Annotated in this window: 16 protein-coding genes, 1 rRNA gene and 1 other annotated feature; all 17 genes read right to left on the bottom strand. The window is 37.3% G+C overall.

What is annotated here, in order from left to right:
- Positions 1-20 precede the first annotated feature (20 nt).
- The gene (locus tag ACFVQC_RS28255) at positions 21-680 is read right to left on the bottom strand and encodes an RNA polymerase factor sigma-70 (RefSeq protein WP_002009799.1); all 660 of its coding nucleotides are present in this window, start codon (positions 678-680) and stop codon (positions 21-23) included.
- A gap of 67 nt (positions 681-747) precedes the next feature.
- A complete protein-coding gene (locus ACFVQC_RS28250) occupies positions 748-1,260 on the bottom strand; it encodes an NYN domain-containing protein (protein ID WP_002204578.1) in 513 nt (170 codons plus the stop codon).
- A gap of 3 nt (positions 1,261-1,263) precedes the next feature.
- On the bottom strand, positions 1,264-2,007 hold the full coding sequence (rlmB, locus tag ACFVQC_RS28245; RefSeq protein WP_002091503.1) for a 23S rRNA (guanosine(2251)-2'-O)-methyltransferase RlmB: 744 nt from the start codon (positions 2,005-2,007) through the stop codon (positions 1,264-1,266).
- Positions 2,004-2,411: a Mini-ribonuclease 3 gene (locus tag ACFVQC_RS28240; protein WP_002204579.1), complete on the bottom strand. Its 408-nt coding sequence runs from the start codon at positions 2,409-2,411 to the stop codon at positions 2,004-2,006. The genes rlmB and ACFVQC_RS28240 overlap by 4 nt, the downstream gene beginning before the upstream one ends.
- Before the next feature lie 2 nt (positions 2,412-2,413).
- Positions 2,414-3,811, bottom strand: a complete 1,398-nt coding sequence (gene cysS, locus ACFVQC_RS28235) for a cysteine--tRNA ligase (protein WP_002091500.1) — start codon at positions 3,809-3,811, stop codon at positions 2,414-2,416.
- On the bottom strand, positions 3,792-4,457 hold the full coding sequence (gene cysE, locus ACFVQC_RS28230; protein WP_002113299.1) for a serine O-acetyltransferase: 666 nt from the start codon (positions 4,455-4,457) through the stop codon (positions 3,792-3,794). The genes cysS and cysE overlap by 20 nt, the downstream gene beginning before the upstream one ends.
- 159 nt (positions 4,458-4,616) lie before the next feature.
- Positions 4,617-4,862, bottom strand: a binding site (T-box leader).
- A 47-nt stretch (positions 4,863-4,909) separates the two neighbouring features.
- Positions 4,910-6,367 (bottom strand): glutamate--tRNA ligase, encoded by a 1,458-nt coding sequence (gltX, locus tag ACFVQC_RS28225; RefSeq protein WP_002113298.1) that lies wholly within the window; start codon positions 6,365-6,367, stop codon positions 4,910-4,912.
- An 89-nt stretch (positions 6,368-6,456) separates the two neighbouring features.
- Positions 6,457-6,933, bottom strand: coding sequence for a 2-C-methyl-D-erythritol 2,4-cyclodiphosphate synthase (ispF, locus tag ACFVQC_RS28220; RefSeq protein WP_000488386.1), 477 nt, complete (start codon positions 6,931-6,933; stop codon positions 6,457-6,459).
- Between the two features lie 113 nt (positions 6,934-7,046).
- On the bottom strand, positions 7,047-7,727 hold the full coding sequence (gene ispD, locus ACFVQC_RS28215; protein ID WP_002204581.1) for a 2-C-methyl-D-erythritol 4-phosphate cytidylyltransferase: 681 nt from the start codon (positions 7,725-7,727) through the stop codon (positions 7,047-7,049).
- 16 nt (positions 7,728-7,743) lie between these two features.
- Entirely contained in the window at positions 7,744-8,847 is a 1,104-nt protein-coding gene (locus ACFVQC_RS28210) for a PIN/TRAM domain-containing protein (protein WP_377899939.1), read from the bottom strand.
- Positions 8,848-9,007: 160 nt separating this feature from the next.
- Positions 9,008-10,081: a DNA integrity scanning diadenylate cyclase DisA gene (disA, locus tag ACFVQC_RS28205; protein ID WP_000392162.1), complete on the bottom strand. Its 1,074-nt coding sequence runs from the start codon at positions 10,079-10,081 to the stop codon at positions 9,008-9,010.
- 3 nt (positions 10,082-10,084) lie between these two features.
- The gene (radA, locus tag ACFVQC_RS28200) at positions 10,085-11,461 is read right to left on the bottom strand and encodes a DNA repair protein RadA (protein ID WP_002009817.1); all 1,377 of its coding nucleotides are present in this window, start codon (positions 11,459-11,461) and stop codon (positions 10,085-10,087) included.
- Positions 11,462-11,555: 94 nt separating this feature from the next.
- Positions 11,556-13,991, bottom strand: a complete 2,436-nt coding sequence (clpC, locus tag ACFVQC_RS28195; protein WP_002063405.1) for an ATP-dependent protease ATP-binding subunit ClpC — start codon at positions 13,989-13,991, stop codon at positions 11,556-11,558.
- Between the two features lie 22 nt (positions 13,992-14,013).
- Positions 14,014-15,078, bottom strand: a complete 1,065-nt coding sequence (gene mcsB, locus ACFVQC_RS28190) for a protein-arginine kinase McsB (RefSeq protein ID WP_002091490.1) — start codon at positions 15,076-15,078, stop codon at positions 14,014-14,016.
- Positions 15,079-15,082: 4 nt separating this feature from the next.
- Positions 15,083-15,631, bottom strand: coding sequence for a protein-arginine kinase activator protein McsA (mcsA, locus tag ACFVQC_RS28185; protein ID WP_377899937.1), 549 nt, complete (start codon positions 15,629-15,631; stop codon positions 15,083-15,085).
- 169 nt (positions 15,632-15,800) lie between these two features.
- The gene (gene ctsR / locus ACFVQC_RS28180) at positions 15,801-16,262 is read right to left on the bottom strand and encodes a transcriptional regulator CtsR (protein ID WP_002029353.1); all 462 of its coding nucleotides are present in this window, start codon (positions 16,260-16,262) and stop codon (positions 15,801-15,803) included.
- Between the two features lie 211 nt (positions 16,263-16,473).
- Positions 16,474-16,576: ribosomal RNA gene (gene rrf / locus ACFVQC_RS28175) — 5S ribosomal RNA — on the bottom strand; the annotation flags it as partial.

Below are 16,576 nucleotides of genomic sequence, written 5' to 3'. Positions count from 1 at the left end.
TTTTACACCTGCGGCACTTGCTATGAATTTAAAGTTGTACTCTCTCTCATCTCCATATATCTTTCTAATTTCCTTTTCACACGCTGCAATGCGTTATCAATAGATTTCACATGCCTGTTTAACTGTTCTGAAATTTCTTGATAGGAACGACCATCTAAGTATAAAGAGAGCACTTTTCTTTCTAAATCGCTTAATAATTCAGATATTTTTGATTCTATGTCTGTATATTCTTCCTGACTTATAATCATCTCTTCTGGATCAGTTACTTTCGATTCCGAAATAACATCTAATAATGTTCGATCAGATTCCTCATCGTAAATTGGCTTATCTAAAGACACATACGAATTTAACGGAATATGTTTTTGCCTTGTTGCTGTTTTAATAGCGGTAATAATTTGTCGAGTGATACACAGTTCAGCAAATGCTTTGAACGAAGACAGCTTGTCCCCTTTATAATCACGAATGGCTTTAAACAATCCAATCATGCCTTCTTGAACAATATCTTCTCGATCGGCACCCACTAAGAAATAAGATCTTGATTTCGCGCGAACAAAGTTCTTATATTTGTGAATTAAATATTCTAGAGCGTCAGTATTACCTTTTCGAACTAACTCAACGATTGCCTCATCCTCTAAATCACGAAATGTAACGTCGCCTACACTTACGAAGCCTGCTTCCACCTTGATCCCTCCGACCGCTATATATTTAGCAATATTATACAGTAAAAAGATAAAGAGCGTCAATGCTTCAACGCTCTCCTCTTCTTAATTTTTCTAATTTTTCTGTAATATCTTCACTAAATATCTTTCGCATGGCGGGTTGCTTTTCTTTCGTGTCTTTTGTACGCCTTCTTACTTGTTGTTCCATCGCTTGCACTTCTAACTCTAATTCACGCGCAGATTTTCGAAGTGCACCTTGCGCAAATATAATCCATTGCTCCGTATAATCCGAAGTTGCAACGTATATTTGTGTATTTATATTTCTAAGCTCAATCGCAAGTTGTTCTATCTTTTCATCTGCAGTTTGATTCTTTCTCGTGAATATTACTTCCACCCGCGATTGTTTCATCTTTTTTTCAATACCATAGACTGTATAGGCATCAAAGACAATCATTACCTTTGTGCCTGTATAGCCTTGATAATTCGCCATCTTATCAATAAGCGCGTCTCTTGATGATTGTAAATCTACATCCCGCAGTTTCTTCAAGTCTCCCCAAGCTCCGATAATGTTGTAACCGTCAACGATTAAAATATCGTTCATTTTTTATTTACCAATTTCGTGACGTTTACGATATACCTCATACATTAACAAACTTGCGGCTACTGAAGCATTTAAGGATGTAACTTTACCGACCATCGGTAAAGTAATTAGGAAATCACACTTTTCACCAATAATACGACTCATACCTTTTCCTTCACTACCAATTACTAGTCCGATTGGCATATTACCATCTAAATTACGGTAATCTGTTTTCCCTTTGGCATCTGTACCAGCAATCCAAAGTCCACGTTCTTTTAATTCATCAATTGTACGCGATAAATTTGTTACACGTGCAACAGGAATATATTCAATTGCCCCAGTCGACGCTTTCGCAACTGACGCTGTAAGTCCCACCGCTCTTCTTTTGGGAATAATAACCCCATGAGCCCCTGTTGCATCCGCGGTACGCATAATAGAACCTAAGTTATGCGGGTCTTCAATTTCATCTAAAATTAAGAAGAACGGATCTTCATTACGTTTTTCTGCTAATTTAAACAAATCCTCTAACTCAGCATATTGATATGCAGCTACTTGAGCAATTACACCTTGATGATTTCCCTCAACCAATTGATCTAATTTCTTCTTTGGTGCGTGTTGCAAAATAACCTTATTCTCTTTTGCTAATGCTAGTACAATCTGCACTTGTCCTTTGGCAGCACCTTCCGCTACCAAAATTTTATTAATATCTCGCCCCGCTCTTAAAGCTTCAATTACAGGGTTACGTCCGATAATATATTCACTACTCATGATGATGTGCTCCCTTCCTTTTCTTCCAAAACGTCAATCGCCTTATATACAATCTCGTCCAATCTTTCACGATTATTCAACAAGTGATGATAACCGATTAGCGCTTCAAAGGCTGTACTGTGTCGATATGTTTGTACATCTGTATTTTTCGGAACAGTACCCGAATTCGCATTACGCCCTCTTCTTAATACCGCCTCTTCCTCTTCTGTCAAAAATGCCGTCTCTAATAAATGATAAACAACTTTCGCCTGTGCTTTTGCCGAAACAAAGCCCGTCCCTAAGCGATGTAATTGATTAGGGCGAACTTTCCCTTTTTGAAGGAGGTGATAGCGGATATATTGTTCATATACCGCATCACCCATATATGCTAACGCTAAGCTGTTCAATTGCTTTGCATCAATCATTCTTATCCTCTTTTCCATCTTGTACCTTGAGCGGTATCTTCTAAAATAATATTACGTCCTTTTAAATCATCGCGAATTTGATCAGATAATGCGAAGTCACGATTTTGACGAGCTTCAATACGCTTTTGGATTAGTGCTTCAATTTCTTCGTCAAGCAACTCTTCTTGTGCTAATTCTAATCCTAAAATACTAAATAATGTTTCAAGTTGTTTTACATACGCTTCAATTACAACTTTAGAAGTATGTTCTTCTAACAAATATTGATTTGCGTGATTTGCTACGTTATATAATTCAGTAATCGCATTAGCCGTATTGAAATCATCATCCATCGCTTCTTCGAATGCAACCTGGAACTTTTCCATTTCAGCTAACCATTTTTCATTATGGTCCGTTAAATCTGTACTACTTTCCATACGATGCTTTAAGTTACCGTAAGCTGTTTTAATTCTTTCTAGTCCATTATTCGTACTTTGCAATAAATCTTCGCTAAAGTTAATTGGGTGACGGTAATGTACCGACAGCATAAAGAACCTGATTAACTGCGGATCATATTGTTTAATGATATCGTGAACTAAAATGAAGTTTCCAAGCGACTTAGACATCTTCTCGTTATTAATATTAATATATCCATTATGCATCCAATAACGTGCAAATGTTTTTCCTGTCAACGCCTCAGACTGCGCAATTTCATTTTCATGATGAGGAAATGCTAAATCTTGACCACCAGCATGAATATCAATTGTATCCCCTAAATATTTACGCGCCATTGCTGAGCATTCAATATGCCACCCTGGGCGTCCTTTCCCCCAAGGGCTTTCCCAGAAGATTTCTCCTTCTTTCGCAGCTTTCCATAAAGCAAAGTCAAGAGGGTCTTGTTTCTTTTCTCCTACTTCAATACGTGCACCGTGACGTAAGTCTGCAATTGGTTGATGTGATAATTTACCGTAACCTTCGAATTCTTTCGTTTTAAAGTACACATCACCTTCTGATTCATATGCATACCCTTTATTCACAAGTTCTTGAATAAATTCAATAATGATATCCATATTTTCCGTTACACGTGGGTGAACCGTTGCATGTTTGCAACCTAGTGCCGTTACATCTTCAAAGTAAGCTTCAACAAAACGATCTGCAATTGTTGGCACATCTTCACCTAATTCATTTGCCGCCTTAATTAATTTATCATCCACGTCAGTAAAGTTAGATACATACTGCACATCATATCCTTTATATTCTAAGTAACGGCGTACTGTATCAAATACCATAGGTGGTCTTGCATTCCCAATGTGAATGTAGTTATACACTGTAGGTCCGCACACATACATCTTTACCTTATTTTCTTCTAATGGCATAAACTCTTCTTTTTGACGCGTTAACGTATTATAAATGTGAATAGTCATTTTTATCCTTCCTTTCTACCTTTACTTCGAGTTGCTTTCTCAATTTATCAAGTTCTGCTTCCATAACCTTTAATTTATCAAAAATCGGATCCGGAAGATCAGAATGATTTAATTCTTGACCAATCTTTACTCCATTTTGAATAACGACTCGGCCAGGTATACCTACAACTGTAGAATGCGCAGGAACTTCCTTCAACACGACAGATCCTGCACCAATTTTAGAATTCTCTCCAACAGTAATAGAACCTAGTACTTTAGCACCTGTTGCAATTAATACATTATCCTGAATTGTAGGGTGCCTCTTTCCTTTTTCTTTACCTGTACCACCTAATGTGACACCTTGATAAATTGTTACGTTTTCGCCAATTTCACACGTTTCTCCAATTACAACCCCCATTCCATGATCAATGAAAAAACGACGACCAATAGTTGCTCCTGGATGAATCTCAATGCCAGTAAAAAAACGACTAACTTGCGAAATCCAACGTGCCATAAAGAAAAAATTCCTTTTATAAAAAGCATGTGCAATTCGATGGGCCCAAACTGCATGTAATCCAGAGTAAGTTAAAATGACTTCAAAATAACTTCGTGCCGCTGGATCCTGTTCAAAAACGACTTCAATATCTTCCCGAAGCCTCTTAAACATCGATGTTCCCTCCCCTTTATGGGCTGCTTTTTTCGAGTGAACTAACTCCCCTAACTTCCCCTAACTTCCCCTAACTTCCCCTAAATCTTTATACAAGGGGATAAAACTTATACTCACACCCATTTACATGGTATAAAAAAAAGACGCCTCTGTCATATAGACAGAGACGCCTTTTAAGCGCGGTTCCACTCTGTTTAGGCTAAAGAAGCCTCAAACTCATCCATGATAACGGTTTACACCGCTTCTGTTTACTTTGCGCCCTAAGACGTTCCGCGAAATACTTCGCTGTTCAACAGAAGACTCGAAGGGGCATTTCAAAAATCCGCTTATAAACCACTTCCAGCCTAAGGGTGGTTCTCTCTGTAAAAAGCCTGATTTTCTACTTCTCCTTCTCGTCGCTTTTCCTTATTAGATTTTAGGTATACTTATTATATTGCTAAACCTAGAAAATGTTAACCAATTACTTTTTGAATACGATTTAAAACTTTTTCTTTTCCAAGAAGAGCAATAGCGTTAGGAAGCTCTGGACCATGTGTTTGTCCAGTAGTAGCAACACGGATTGGCATAAATAGGTTTTTACCTTTATGTCCTGTTTCCTTTTGAACTGCTTTAATAGCCGCCTTAACTGCTGCTGGCTCCATTGCTTCTAAAGCTTCTAATTGATCGGCAAATGTACGAAGTACTTCAGGTACTTGTTCACCCTTCAATACTTCTTGTCCCTCTTCTTCATGATCAACATGATCTTTAAAGAACATTTCAGAAAGCTCTACAATTTCAGCTCCAAAGCTCATTTGGTCATGATATAAAGCAATTACATCACGAACCCATGCTTGTTCTTGTTCGCTTAAGTTTTCACCTACGCGACCCGCTTTCACTAAATGCGGTAAGCTTAGTTCAACAACCGTATCTAAATCTTGTTTTTTCATATATTGGTTGTTCATCCATTTTAGTTTTTGAGAATCAAATAATGCAGGTGATTTTGATAAACGAGCTGCATCAAACATTTTGATAAACTCATCTTGAGAGAAGATTTCTTCTTCACCTACTGGTGACCAACCTAGTAATGCAATAAAGTTAAAGATTGCTTCTGGAAGATACCCAAGCTCTTTATATTGCTCAATAAATTGAATAATAGATTCGTCACGCTTACTTAGCTTTTTACGGCTTTCGTTTACAATTAAAGTCATATGACCGAACTTCGGAATATCCCAACCGAAAGCTTCATAAATCATCATTTGTTTTGGCGTGTTTGAAATATGATCATCACCACGAAGTACGTGTGTAATCTCCATTAAGTGATCATCTACCGCTACCGCAAAGTTATAAGTTGGAATTCCATCTTTTTTCACGATAACGAAATCACCAAAATCATTTGAATGGAATGCAACTTCATCTTTTACGATATCTTTAAACGTGTAGTCGCTATCAGCCGGCACACGGAAGCGAATACTTGGAATACGGCCTTCAGCCTCAAATCCTTTAATTTGCTCCTCAGTTAAATCACGGTGGTTTCCTGCATAACGCGGTGTTTCACCACGAGCGATTTGTCCTTCACGCTCTGCCTCTAGCTCTTCTTCTGTCATATAACATTTGTAAGCTAAATCACGCTCTAATAAATCTTCATATAATTTTTTATAAATATCTAAACGCTCTGTTTGACGATATGGTCCAAATTCACCACCAACATCAACACCTTCATCCCAGTCCATACCGAGCCATTTCAAGTATTTTAATTGGCTTTCTTCTCCACCAGCAACATTACGTTTCACATCAGTATCTTCAATACGAATAATAAACTTACCATCTTGATGACGAGCAAATAAATAATTAAATAATGCCGTACGCGCATTTCCGATATGTAAGTGTCCTGTTGGACTTGGCGCATAGCGCACTCTCACTTGCTTTTCCATAGTTGGTACACCTTCCAATCTTAATGTCAACACATTCTATAATTGTACACCAAAAAAACGTGATTATCCATCTTACGAATTAAAAACCACTATTTTTTCTGTAATAAAACAACCGCTTGAGAAGCAATCCCTTCTTCTCTACCTGTAAATCCTAATTTTTCTGTTGTTGTTGCCTTTACATTAATATTATCAATAGACGTTTCTAGTAGTTCACTAATGCGTTTACGCATGCTTTCAATATGCGGTGCCATTTTTGGCTTTTGGGCAATAATTGTACAATCTAGGTTCCCTAGCTCATAACCTTGTTCACGCACAAATTCCCAAACCTTTTGTAACAATACAGCTGAATCCGCATCTTTAAAGGCAGGATCTGTATCAGGAAAATGTTTTCCAATATCTCCTGCTGCAATTGCTCCTAGACATGCGTCAGCAATCGTATGTAACAATACATCTGCATCCGAGTGACCGATTAATCCTTTTTCATGAGGAATTGTAATTCCGCCGATAATTAACGGTCTACCTTCCGCAAATTCATGTACATCAAAACCTTGTCCAATTCGAAACATTCTTTACATCCTCCTCAATCTAAACTACTTTATGAATTCTATATTATATTGCTATCTCTATAAAGAAAAGCTCGGCAACTGCCGAGCTTTTCTTTACTATAATACCATCACTTCTATTTCTTCTGAACATGAAGGAAACTTTCAGCAATTAGTAAATCCTCGGGAGTCGTCACTTTAATATTATAGTAACTCCCCTCTACTACGCCTACTTGCTTCCCGACACGTTCTACGAGACTTGCATCATCTGTACCAAGAAAACAACTTTGCTTTGCACTTCTATGAGCTTCTAATAAAAGAGGAACAGAAAATCCTTGCGGTGTTTGAACCGCTTTAAGCTGAGAACGTTCTACCGTTTCAACAACAACACCCTGTTCTACTTTCTTAATTGTATCCTTCACTGGCACTGCACAAATGGAAGCACCATATTTCTCTGCTACAGTTAATACATCTTGCATCATCTTATTCGTTACGAACGGGCGCGCACCATCGTGTACGAGAACATACTCAACTCCGCTCACATACTGAAGAGCATTATACACACTATCTTGTCTTTCGGCCCCGCCTTGAATAAATTGCACCTGCTTTTCAACCGGGTACTTCTGCATTAACTCCTCAAAATAAGGACGTTCCTCTTCGTTAATTGCCATGATAATACGTTTACATGCTTTATCTTTTTCAAAAGCACGTAATGTATGCACAATGATAGGTACTCCATTTATAAGTAAGAACAACTTGTTTTTACCAGCACCCATCCGTTTCCCTTGACCCGCTGCCGGAATAATTAATGTATACATATTAATAATCCTCTACTTATAATGCTTTTTCTAATAATTTACGTTTTGCGAAAATCATACGACCAGCCGATGTTTGTAACACACTTGTAACTAGTACATTAAGTTGCGAGCCGACATATTCTCTACCGTCTTCTACTACAATCATCGTGCCATCATCTAAGTATGCAACACCTTGATTTTGTTCTTTACCATCTTTCACAACATAAACACTTAATTCTTCACCAGGGAGTACGACTGGTTTAATTGCATTTGCTAAATCGTTAATGTTTAACACTGTTACTCCTTGTAGTTCAGAAACTTTGTTTAAGTTGAAATCATTTGTTACAACAGTTCCACCAGTGATTTTAGCTAACTTTACAAGCTTGCTATCCACCTCTTGGATATCCTCAAAATCGCCTTCATAAATTTCCACCGGAATTGGTAGCTCTTTTTGAATACGATTTAAAATGTCTAATCCTCTGCGACCACGATTACGCTTTAAAGCATCAGAAGAATCGGCAATATGCTGAAGCTCTTCTAATACGAATTGTGGAATCACAATTGTTCCTTCTAAAAACTTCGTTTGGCAAATATCTGCAATACGTCCATCAATAATTACACTTGTATCGAGAATTTTCCAATGAGTTGTAGATTCTTCTACCTCTACCTCTTCGTTCTCGCTATTGTTTTTCTTCTTACCTCCGCGCTGGGGTAATGTAAATAATCCTAGCAATTCATTTCTCTTTTTAAATCCTACTTGGAATCCTAAATAACCAAGTAAAAGAGTAAAGAACACTTGTAATACTGTACTAATGACTGGAATCGTGAATTCACGAATTGGTATCAAAATTAAATATGCAACAATAAGACCAGAGATCAACCCTAATGTACCAAATAAAACATCCGCTACCGGTGCCTTTACAAGGGCTTCTTCGATATGTTTAATAAGTTGAACAATATAATCCACAAGCCAAAATGTTGTTAAAAATAAAATAATTGCACCAATAATTGCACGAACGTACGATCCCTCAAGCCAAGGAACAGCACCGACGTCCAATACATTAATAACTTTTGGGATTAGAAAAATCCCTAACGCTCCCCCGATCACTAAAAAGAAGAGCTGTACGATCCTTTTTAACATCCAACCACCTCCTACTCATTATTAACCATTGTTTTGCTAATCAAAACGCCGAATGCAAAAGCGGACGTGTTTTTTTGTAAATAGTTTTATTTACCAATATACCATATCATATAACAAAAATGTTCTAGTGTCGTTATATTATGGAATCAATGTAATATTCTTAATTGTGTCTACTCATATAGAGATGCTCTTGAATTCTTTTTAGGCCCTCCCGTATTTTCTTCGCCCTAACTTCCCCAATTCCTTCCACATCATCCAATTCATTAATAGTTGCACGACAAACACCTTGCAATGTTTTAAATCGATTAATTAAATTTTCAATGATAAGTGGTGGAACACGAGAAATTTTGCTTGCGATTCGGTATCCCCTCGGTGTCACGCTTTCTTCTAAGCTCATTTGCCCTGGATAGCCGAGCAATTTAACTAAATCGCTATCCTCTAAAAGCTGTGTATTTGCAAGATCTTGTAACTTTTTCAAAATTTGATGGTGATCCTGCGTTTTTTCTTGATAATAATCCTTAATTAATAACGCTGCCTCTGCTTCTAAGTCGGCTAGTAATTCTGTAAGTTGTAAACGAATTAACCTCCCTTCCGTTCCTAACTCATGAATGTAGCTCACTATTTCATTTTTAATACGCAGTACCATTTCAACACTATGTAAAACGTGAACTACCTCGGACATTGTAACGACCTCTTCAAATTCTAGAATGCCCAAATTCGTAATCCCATCATTCCATACAGCTTTATATTTTTCTAACGTTTGAATAGCTTGGTTTGCCTTTGTTAAAATTACACCTATATCTTTTAGTGTATAACGTAAGTTCCCTTGATATAGTGTAATTACATTACGTCTTTGTGAAATAGCCACAACAAGGCTAGCCGTCTGCTTTGCTACACGCTCTGCCGTTCGGTGACGCATACCTGTTTCAATAGAATCAATGGATGGATCTGGAACTAATTGTGCATTTGCAATTAAAATTTTGCTCCCAGTTTCATTTAAAATAAGTGCCCCATCCATTTTTGCTAATTCATATAAACTAGCCGGTGAGAATGCACAATTAATGTGAAATCCTCCATCAACAATACTTTTAATCTGCTCATTATACCCAAGAACAATTAGCCCTCCAGTTTGTGCACGAAGTACGTTATCTATCCCTTCGCGTAGTGGTGTTCCTGGGGCAACAAGCTGTAGAATATTAATCATACTTTTGACACGTTGCTTGTTTTCCTCCATAGCCTAGCCTCCTAATGTCAAACGAAGCGCTTCTCCTAAATTAGAAACACCTACTACCTCAATCCCATCTGGAATTGTCCATCCTCCCAAATTTTTTCTAGGAATAATAGCACGTTGAAATCCTAATTTCGCTGCTTCTTGTACACGTTGTTCAATTCTTGATACTCTTCTTATTTCTCCAGTTAGGCCTACTTCTCCTATTACCGCATCGGCTGGTGCAGTAGCTTTATCTCTGAAACTTGAAGCAATACTTAAGGCGACAGCTAAATCGATTGCTGGTTCATCTAATTTCAAGCCACCCGCAACTTTTAAATATGCGTCTTGATTTTGCAACAATAAACCTGTTCTTTTTTCTAGCACTGCCATAATAAGTGAAACGCGGTTATGATCAATTCCCGTCGCCATTCTTCGAGGATTTCCAAAACTAGTAGGGGAGATTAATGCTTGTATTTCTACTAAAACCGGCCTTGTTCCTTCCATTGAAGCAACCACTGTGGATCCTGCAACTCCAACTGGACGTTCCTCAAGGAAAATTTCAGAAGGATTTAGTACTTCTGCAAGACCTAGTTCCTTCATTTCAAAGATACCCATTTCATTTGTGGAACCAAAACGGTTCTTCACAGCTCGTAAAATACGATATGTATGGTGACGATCTCCTTCAAAGTAAAGAACTGCATCAACCATATGTTCTAGCATACGTGGTCCTGCAATTGCCCCTTCTTTTGTCACATGTCCGACGATAAAAATAGGAATCCCTTTCGTCTTTGCAAGTTTCATTAATTCCGCTGTACATTCACGTACTTGCGTTACACTCCCTGGGGCTGACGTCACTTCAGGTAAATGTATCGTCTGAATGGAGTCAATAACAACAAAAGCTGGATTCATCTCTTCAATGTGCGCTGCAATTCTCTGTAAATCAGTCTCTGCTACAACAAATAGATTACTACCCTTTACATGCAAACGATCTGCACGAAGTTTGATCTGCTTTGCTGACTCCTCACCTGATATGTATAGTACATCATATGAAGAATCTGCTAATTGCGATGAAATTTGTAATAACAATGTTGATTTCCCAATCCCAGGGTCTCCACCAATAAGTACTAAAGATCCATCTACAATCCCGCCACCAAGTACACGGTTAAACTCTTGAAATTTCGTTTCAATACGCGCCTCAGACTTTGTTTCTACCTCTGTTAAGCGTCTTGGTTTTGTTACTTCTGATTGAATTGCATTGGCATAATTAAGGCGTCTTGATGATACAACTGGTTCCATCTCTTCAACAAGCGTATTCCATTGACCACATCCAGGACATTTCCCCATATATTTTGGCGACTGATAACCACATTCTTGACATGTAAATTTTGTTTTCTTTTTAGCCATATCTTTTATAGTTCACTTCACTTTCATCTACAAACGTTTATCCTTCTCGTACAAGAAAGAGGGCTATCGCGTAGCCCTCTTTGTTTGTCTATACTTATTTTACCTTTTCCGCACTATGAATGACAAATGATTCTCCTTCTATATCAAAGATAACTTTTTGTCCTTTCTCAATAGCACCTTTTAACAGTTCTTCTGATAGTCTATCTTCTACATGTTTTTGAATTGCTCTACGAAGCGGACGAGCACCGTACTCTCGATCAAATCCTTTATCAGCAATTGCTGAAATTGCTCCTTCTGTTAAGTGCAATTCAATCTCTTGTTCTTTTAAGCGATTCACTAACTGATTCACCATAAGAGTTACAATTTCTTGAATATGTTTTTTCTCAAGCATATGGAACACGATAATTTCATCAATACGGTTTAAGAATTCTGGACGAAATGCTTTTTTCAATTCATCCATTACTTTACCTTTCATATCTGAATAATCGCGGCTCTCATCTTGTACGTTAAATCCAAGATGTTTATTACGTTTTAATGCGTCTGCACCAACATTAGACGTCATAATAACAATTGTATTACGGAAATCAACTGTACGTCCTTTAGAATCTGTTAAACGGCCATCTTCTAATACTTGTAGTAAAATATTAAACACATCAGGATGAGCTTTCTCTACTTCATCTAATAAGACAACTGAATATGGCTTACGACGAACTTTCTCTGTTAATTGTCCACCTTCTTCATATCCAACATATCCTGGAGGAGATCCAACTAAACGAGAAGTAGAATGCTTTTCCATGTACTCAGACATATCGATGCGGATCATTGCATCCTCATCACCGAACATAGATTCCGCTAATGCCCTTGCTAGTTCTGTTTTACCTACACCAGTAGGTCCTAGGAAAATAAATGAGCCAATTGGACGTTTCGGATCTTTTAATCCCGCTCTCGCACGACGAACAGCTTTTGCCACAGCTACAACTGCTTCATCCTGCCCAATTAAACGATCATGTAAAATTGATTCCAAGTTTAATAATTTATCTGTCTCTGTTTGTGCAAGTTTAGAAACTGGAATACGTGTCCATGTGGAAACGACATTTGCAATATCTTCTACTGTTACTTCTGAGTTTTCTTGTCCTTGTTTCTCTTTCCACTGACGCTTTGTATCTTCTAGCTTTTCACGTAAACGTTGTTCCATATCACGTAAGGAAGCAGCTTTTTCAAATTCTTGGCTTTGTACAGCTGCATCTTTTTCTTTTCTAATTTCCTCAAGCTTCACTTCAAGCTCTTTTAAGTTTGGCGGTGTTGTATAAGAACGTAAGCGCACTTTTGATGCAGCCTCATCAATTAAATCGATTGCTTTATCAGGTAAAAAACGGTCTGTAATGTAACGATCTGAAAGTTTTACAGCCGCATCGATTGCATCATCTGTAATAGATACGCGGTGATGCGCCTCATAACGGTCACGTAAACCTTTTAAAATTTGAACTGATTCCTCTAAGTTTGGTTCATCAACATGAATTGGTTGGAAACGTCTTTCTAATGCTGCATCTTTTTCAATATATTTACGATATTCGTCTAAAGTTGTTGCACCAATACATTGTAATTCACCACGTGCTAAAGATGGTTTTAAAATATTCGATGCATCAATTGCACCTTCCGCCCCTCCTGCACCAATTAACGTATGAAGCTCATCAATAAATAGAATGATGTTACCAGCTTGGCGAATCTCATCCATCACTTTCTTTAAACGATCCTCAAATTCACCACGATATTTTGTTCCAGCAACAACTGTACCCATATCTAATGTCATAACACGCTTATCTCTTAAAGTTTCAGGAACTTCATTATTTACAATTTGCTGTGCTAATCCTTCCGCAATTGCTGTCTTACCTACACCAGGTTCTCCAATTAATACTGGATTGTTTTTTGTTCTACGGCTTAACACTTCAATTACACGTTGAATTTCTTTACTACGTCCAATAACAGGATCTAAACGATTTTCACGTGCAACAACTGTTAAATCACGTGCTAGACTGTCAAGTGTAGGTGTATTCGCATTTGTTGATGAACCACCTTGGTGACCTGAACTAGCTTCATTACTTCCAAGGAGTTGTAACACTTGTTGTCTTGCTTTATTTAGGCTTACACCTAAATTATTTAAAACACGTGCTGCTACACCTTCACCTTCACGGATTAAACCAAGTAAAATATGTTCTGTTCCAACGTAGGAATGGCCCAATTTACGAGCTTCGTCCATAGACAACTCAATAACTTTTTTAGCACGAGGTGTGTAATGTACTGTTTGAGAAGCTTCCGTTCCACGTCCAATTAATGCTTCTACCTCTTTTTGAACTTTCTCTGGACTTAATCCAAGAGCAATTAACGCTTTTGCTGCAATTCCTTCACCTTCGCGTACAAGCCCAAGTAAAATATGTTCTGTTCCAATATTATTATGCCCAATGCGAATTGCTTCCTCTTGAGATAAAGCTAATACTTTCTGTGCTCGTTCTGTAAATCTTCCAAACATCATAGAAATCGCCTCCTACTTGCGCTTAATTTTGTTCAATTCGTAATCGCTCACGGATTAAGGTTGCTCTTCGATAATCTCTTTCTTCTGGTCCTAGAGGTCCTCCTGCATATTGTTGTAAAATGCCTGGCTGAGTAAGAACCATTAACTCAGTTAAAATATTTCTCGATATACCTTGTATATATCCTAAGTCAATACCAAGTCGTACATCTGATAAGCAAGTGGCTGCTTCTGCAGATTGAATTAAACGACTGTTAGCTAGTATTCCGTAAGAACGATATACTTTATCTTCAAGCTCAATACTTGAATTTTGTACAATTAATTCTCTAGCCATTTTTTCTTGATGAATGATTTGTTGAATGACACTCTTTAAATCTGCAATAATATCTTCTTCTGATTTCCCTAGTGTCATTTGATTTGACACTTGAAATATATTACCTAACGCTTCGCTACCTTCACCGTATATTCCTCTTACTACTAACCCTAATTTTTGAATTACTTGTATAATACGGTTAATTCTTTTCGTTAAAACCAGTCCCGGCAAATGAATCATTACCGAAGCCCTTAATCCTGTACCGACGTTAGTGGGGCAACTCGTAATATATCCAAGCGATTCATCAAAAGCATATTCAACTTGTTCCTCGATCCAGTTATCTATTTGATTGGCACTTTGAAGCGCCTCTGATAACTGTAAACCTGAAAATAGGCACTGAATCCTAACATGATCCTCTTCATTAAGCATGATACTTATATGTTCACTTTCTGATAGTAGGCATGCTCCGTATTCTGTTCCTGCAAGATTTGGACTAATTAAATGCTTCTCAACTAAAACTCTCCTTTGAAGAGGATTTAATTCATTCATTTTTAATAGTTCAAACTCCCCAAAAGGTTCTACAGGTTTATTTATAAACTTCTTCTTAAATAACTCATGAATCTGTTTAGCTTCTTCCTCGTTTTGCATAGTAGAGAATTGATATTTTTTAAAATTACGAGCCAAACGAATTCGACTACTTAAAACAATATCAGAATCAGGGCCATCCCCCTTCATCCATGGACTAATCGCTTCATTCATGATTCTGTCCAGTGACATAGAACTATTCCCCCTCTCTATGCTCACTAAGCTGATTTACAAGAGATCGAATTTTATCTCGTACTTCAGCCGCTTTCTCAAAATCCTCTTTCTGTACATATTGTTTCAGATTGAGTTTTAGTTCATCTAATTCTTTCTTTAAGTAGATATTTCCTTCTATACGTTCAGGAATTTTTCCACAATGATCTGTATGCCCACCGTGAAGACGTTTTAACAATGGTTTTAAATGCCCCTTAAATGTATCGTAACAAGCAGCACATCCAAAACGTCCCACTTTTGTAAATTGTTCATATGTCATCTTACAATTTGGACATTTTGATATATTTGTATTTGAAAATGCATCTTGCCCTTCTTCAAACATTGTTGGTTCACCATGCAATAATCCGGCTAATAGGTCATGGAATGAAAAATTAGACTGCGGTGATTGAAAGAAAGACGTATAGCCACTTTGTTCTGCACATTGCTCGCAAAGATGAACTTCCGCCTTTTTTTCGTTGATTACTTTTGTATAATGTAAAGTTGCTGGTCTTATATTACAGTTTTGACAAGTCATCGCTATCCCCCACCTTTACAACAGGAACGATCTATCTCATGATACTTTTCATACATTACTAGATTGTTCTCTTTCCTTAATCCATTTAGTAAAAGCACATGTCATCTTTCAAAATCCCTACAATATTAAACTGCATTATCTTAGTTATTATTCTTAACAAAAGTTATATTTATTTATATTTCAGTGTTCTTAACATTGCGCATAATATTCGAGCCCTAAGTTCATCTCGAGAAGGAACATCCATTAATAATACAGAACGATCTAGTACGCTTAACATAAGTTTAGCTTCACGATTTGTTATAATACCCTCTTCTATTAAACGTATAATCATGCTTTCTGCATTTCCTTGTGCAACGCTATGATCAATCATATGAAGCATTTGATCAATAATGTCTATATCATCATGCAGTTTGACTTTTATAATGCGAATGTAACCTCCTCCACCTCGTTTACTTTCTACTACGAATCCTCTTTCTAACGTAAAACGGGTATTGATTACATAATTGATTTGAGACGGCACACAATCGAATCGATCAGCGACCTCATTCCTCTTGATTTCAATCGCATTATTATTGCTTAAGTCAATAACTTGCTTTAGATATTTCTCAATGATATCAGATATATTTCTCATTTATCCGCCACCTTTATTGACTTTGACTATCTTTGACTATAATTATATACGTATTAAAAAAATTTGCAACTCTTTTGCTTATTCACTATCCTAGCCACATTTCCCTGTCTTTAATCAAAAGGACGATTCTTTAAGTAAAGATTTTTTAAATTACTATGAATTATAAAAAGAAACACGAAAAAACACGAGTCAAATGACTCGTGTTTTAGTTGCTTGGCGACGTCCTACTCTCACAGGGACAAGGTCCCAACTACCATCGGCGCTAGAGAGCTTAACTTCCGTGTTCGGTATGGGAACGGGTGTGACCTCTCTGC

The organism is Bacillus sp. NPDC057893, from assembly GCF_042796455.1.
GTDB lineage: Bacteria > Bacillota > Bacilli > Bacillales > Bacillaceae_G > Bacillus_A.
The sequence above is the reverse complement of the archived record's forward strand: the minus strand, read 5'-3'. Positions and strand labels throughout refer to the sequence as shown.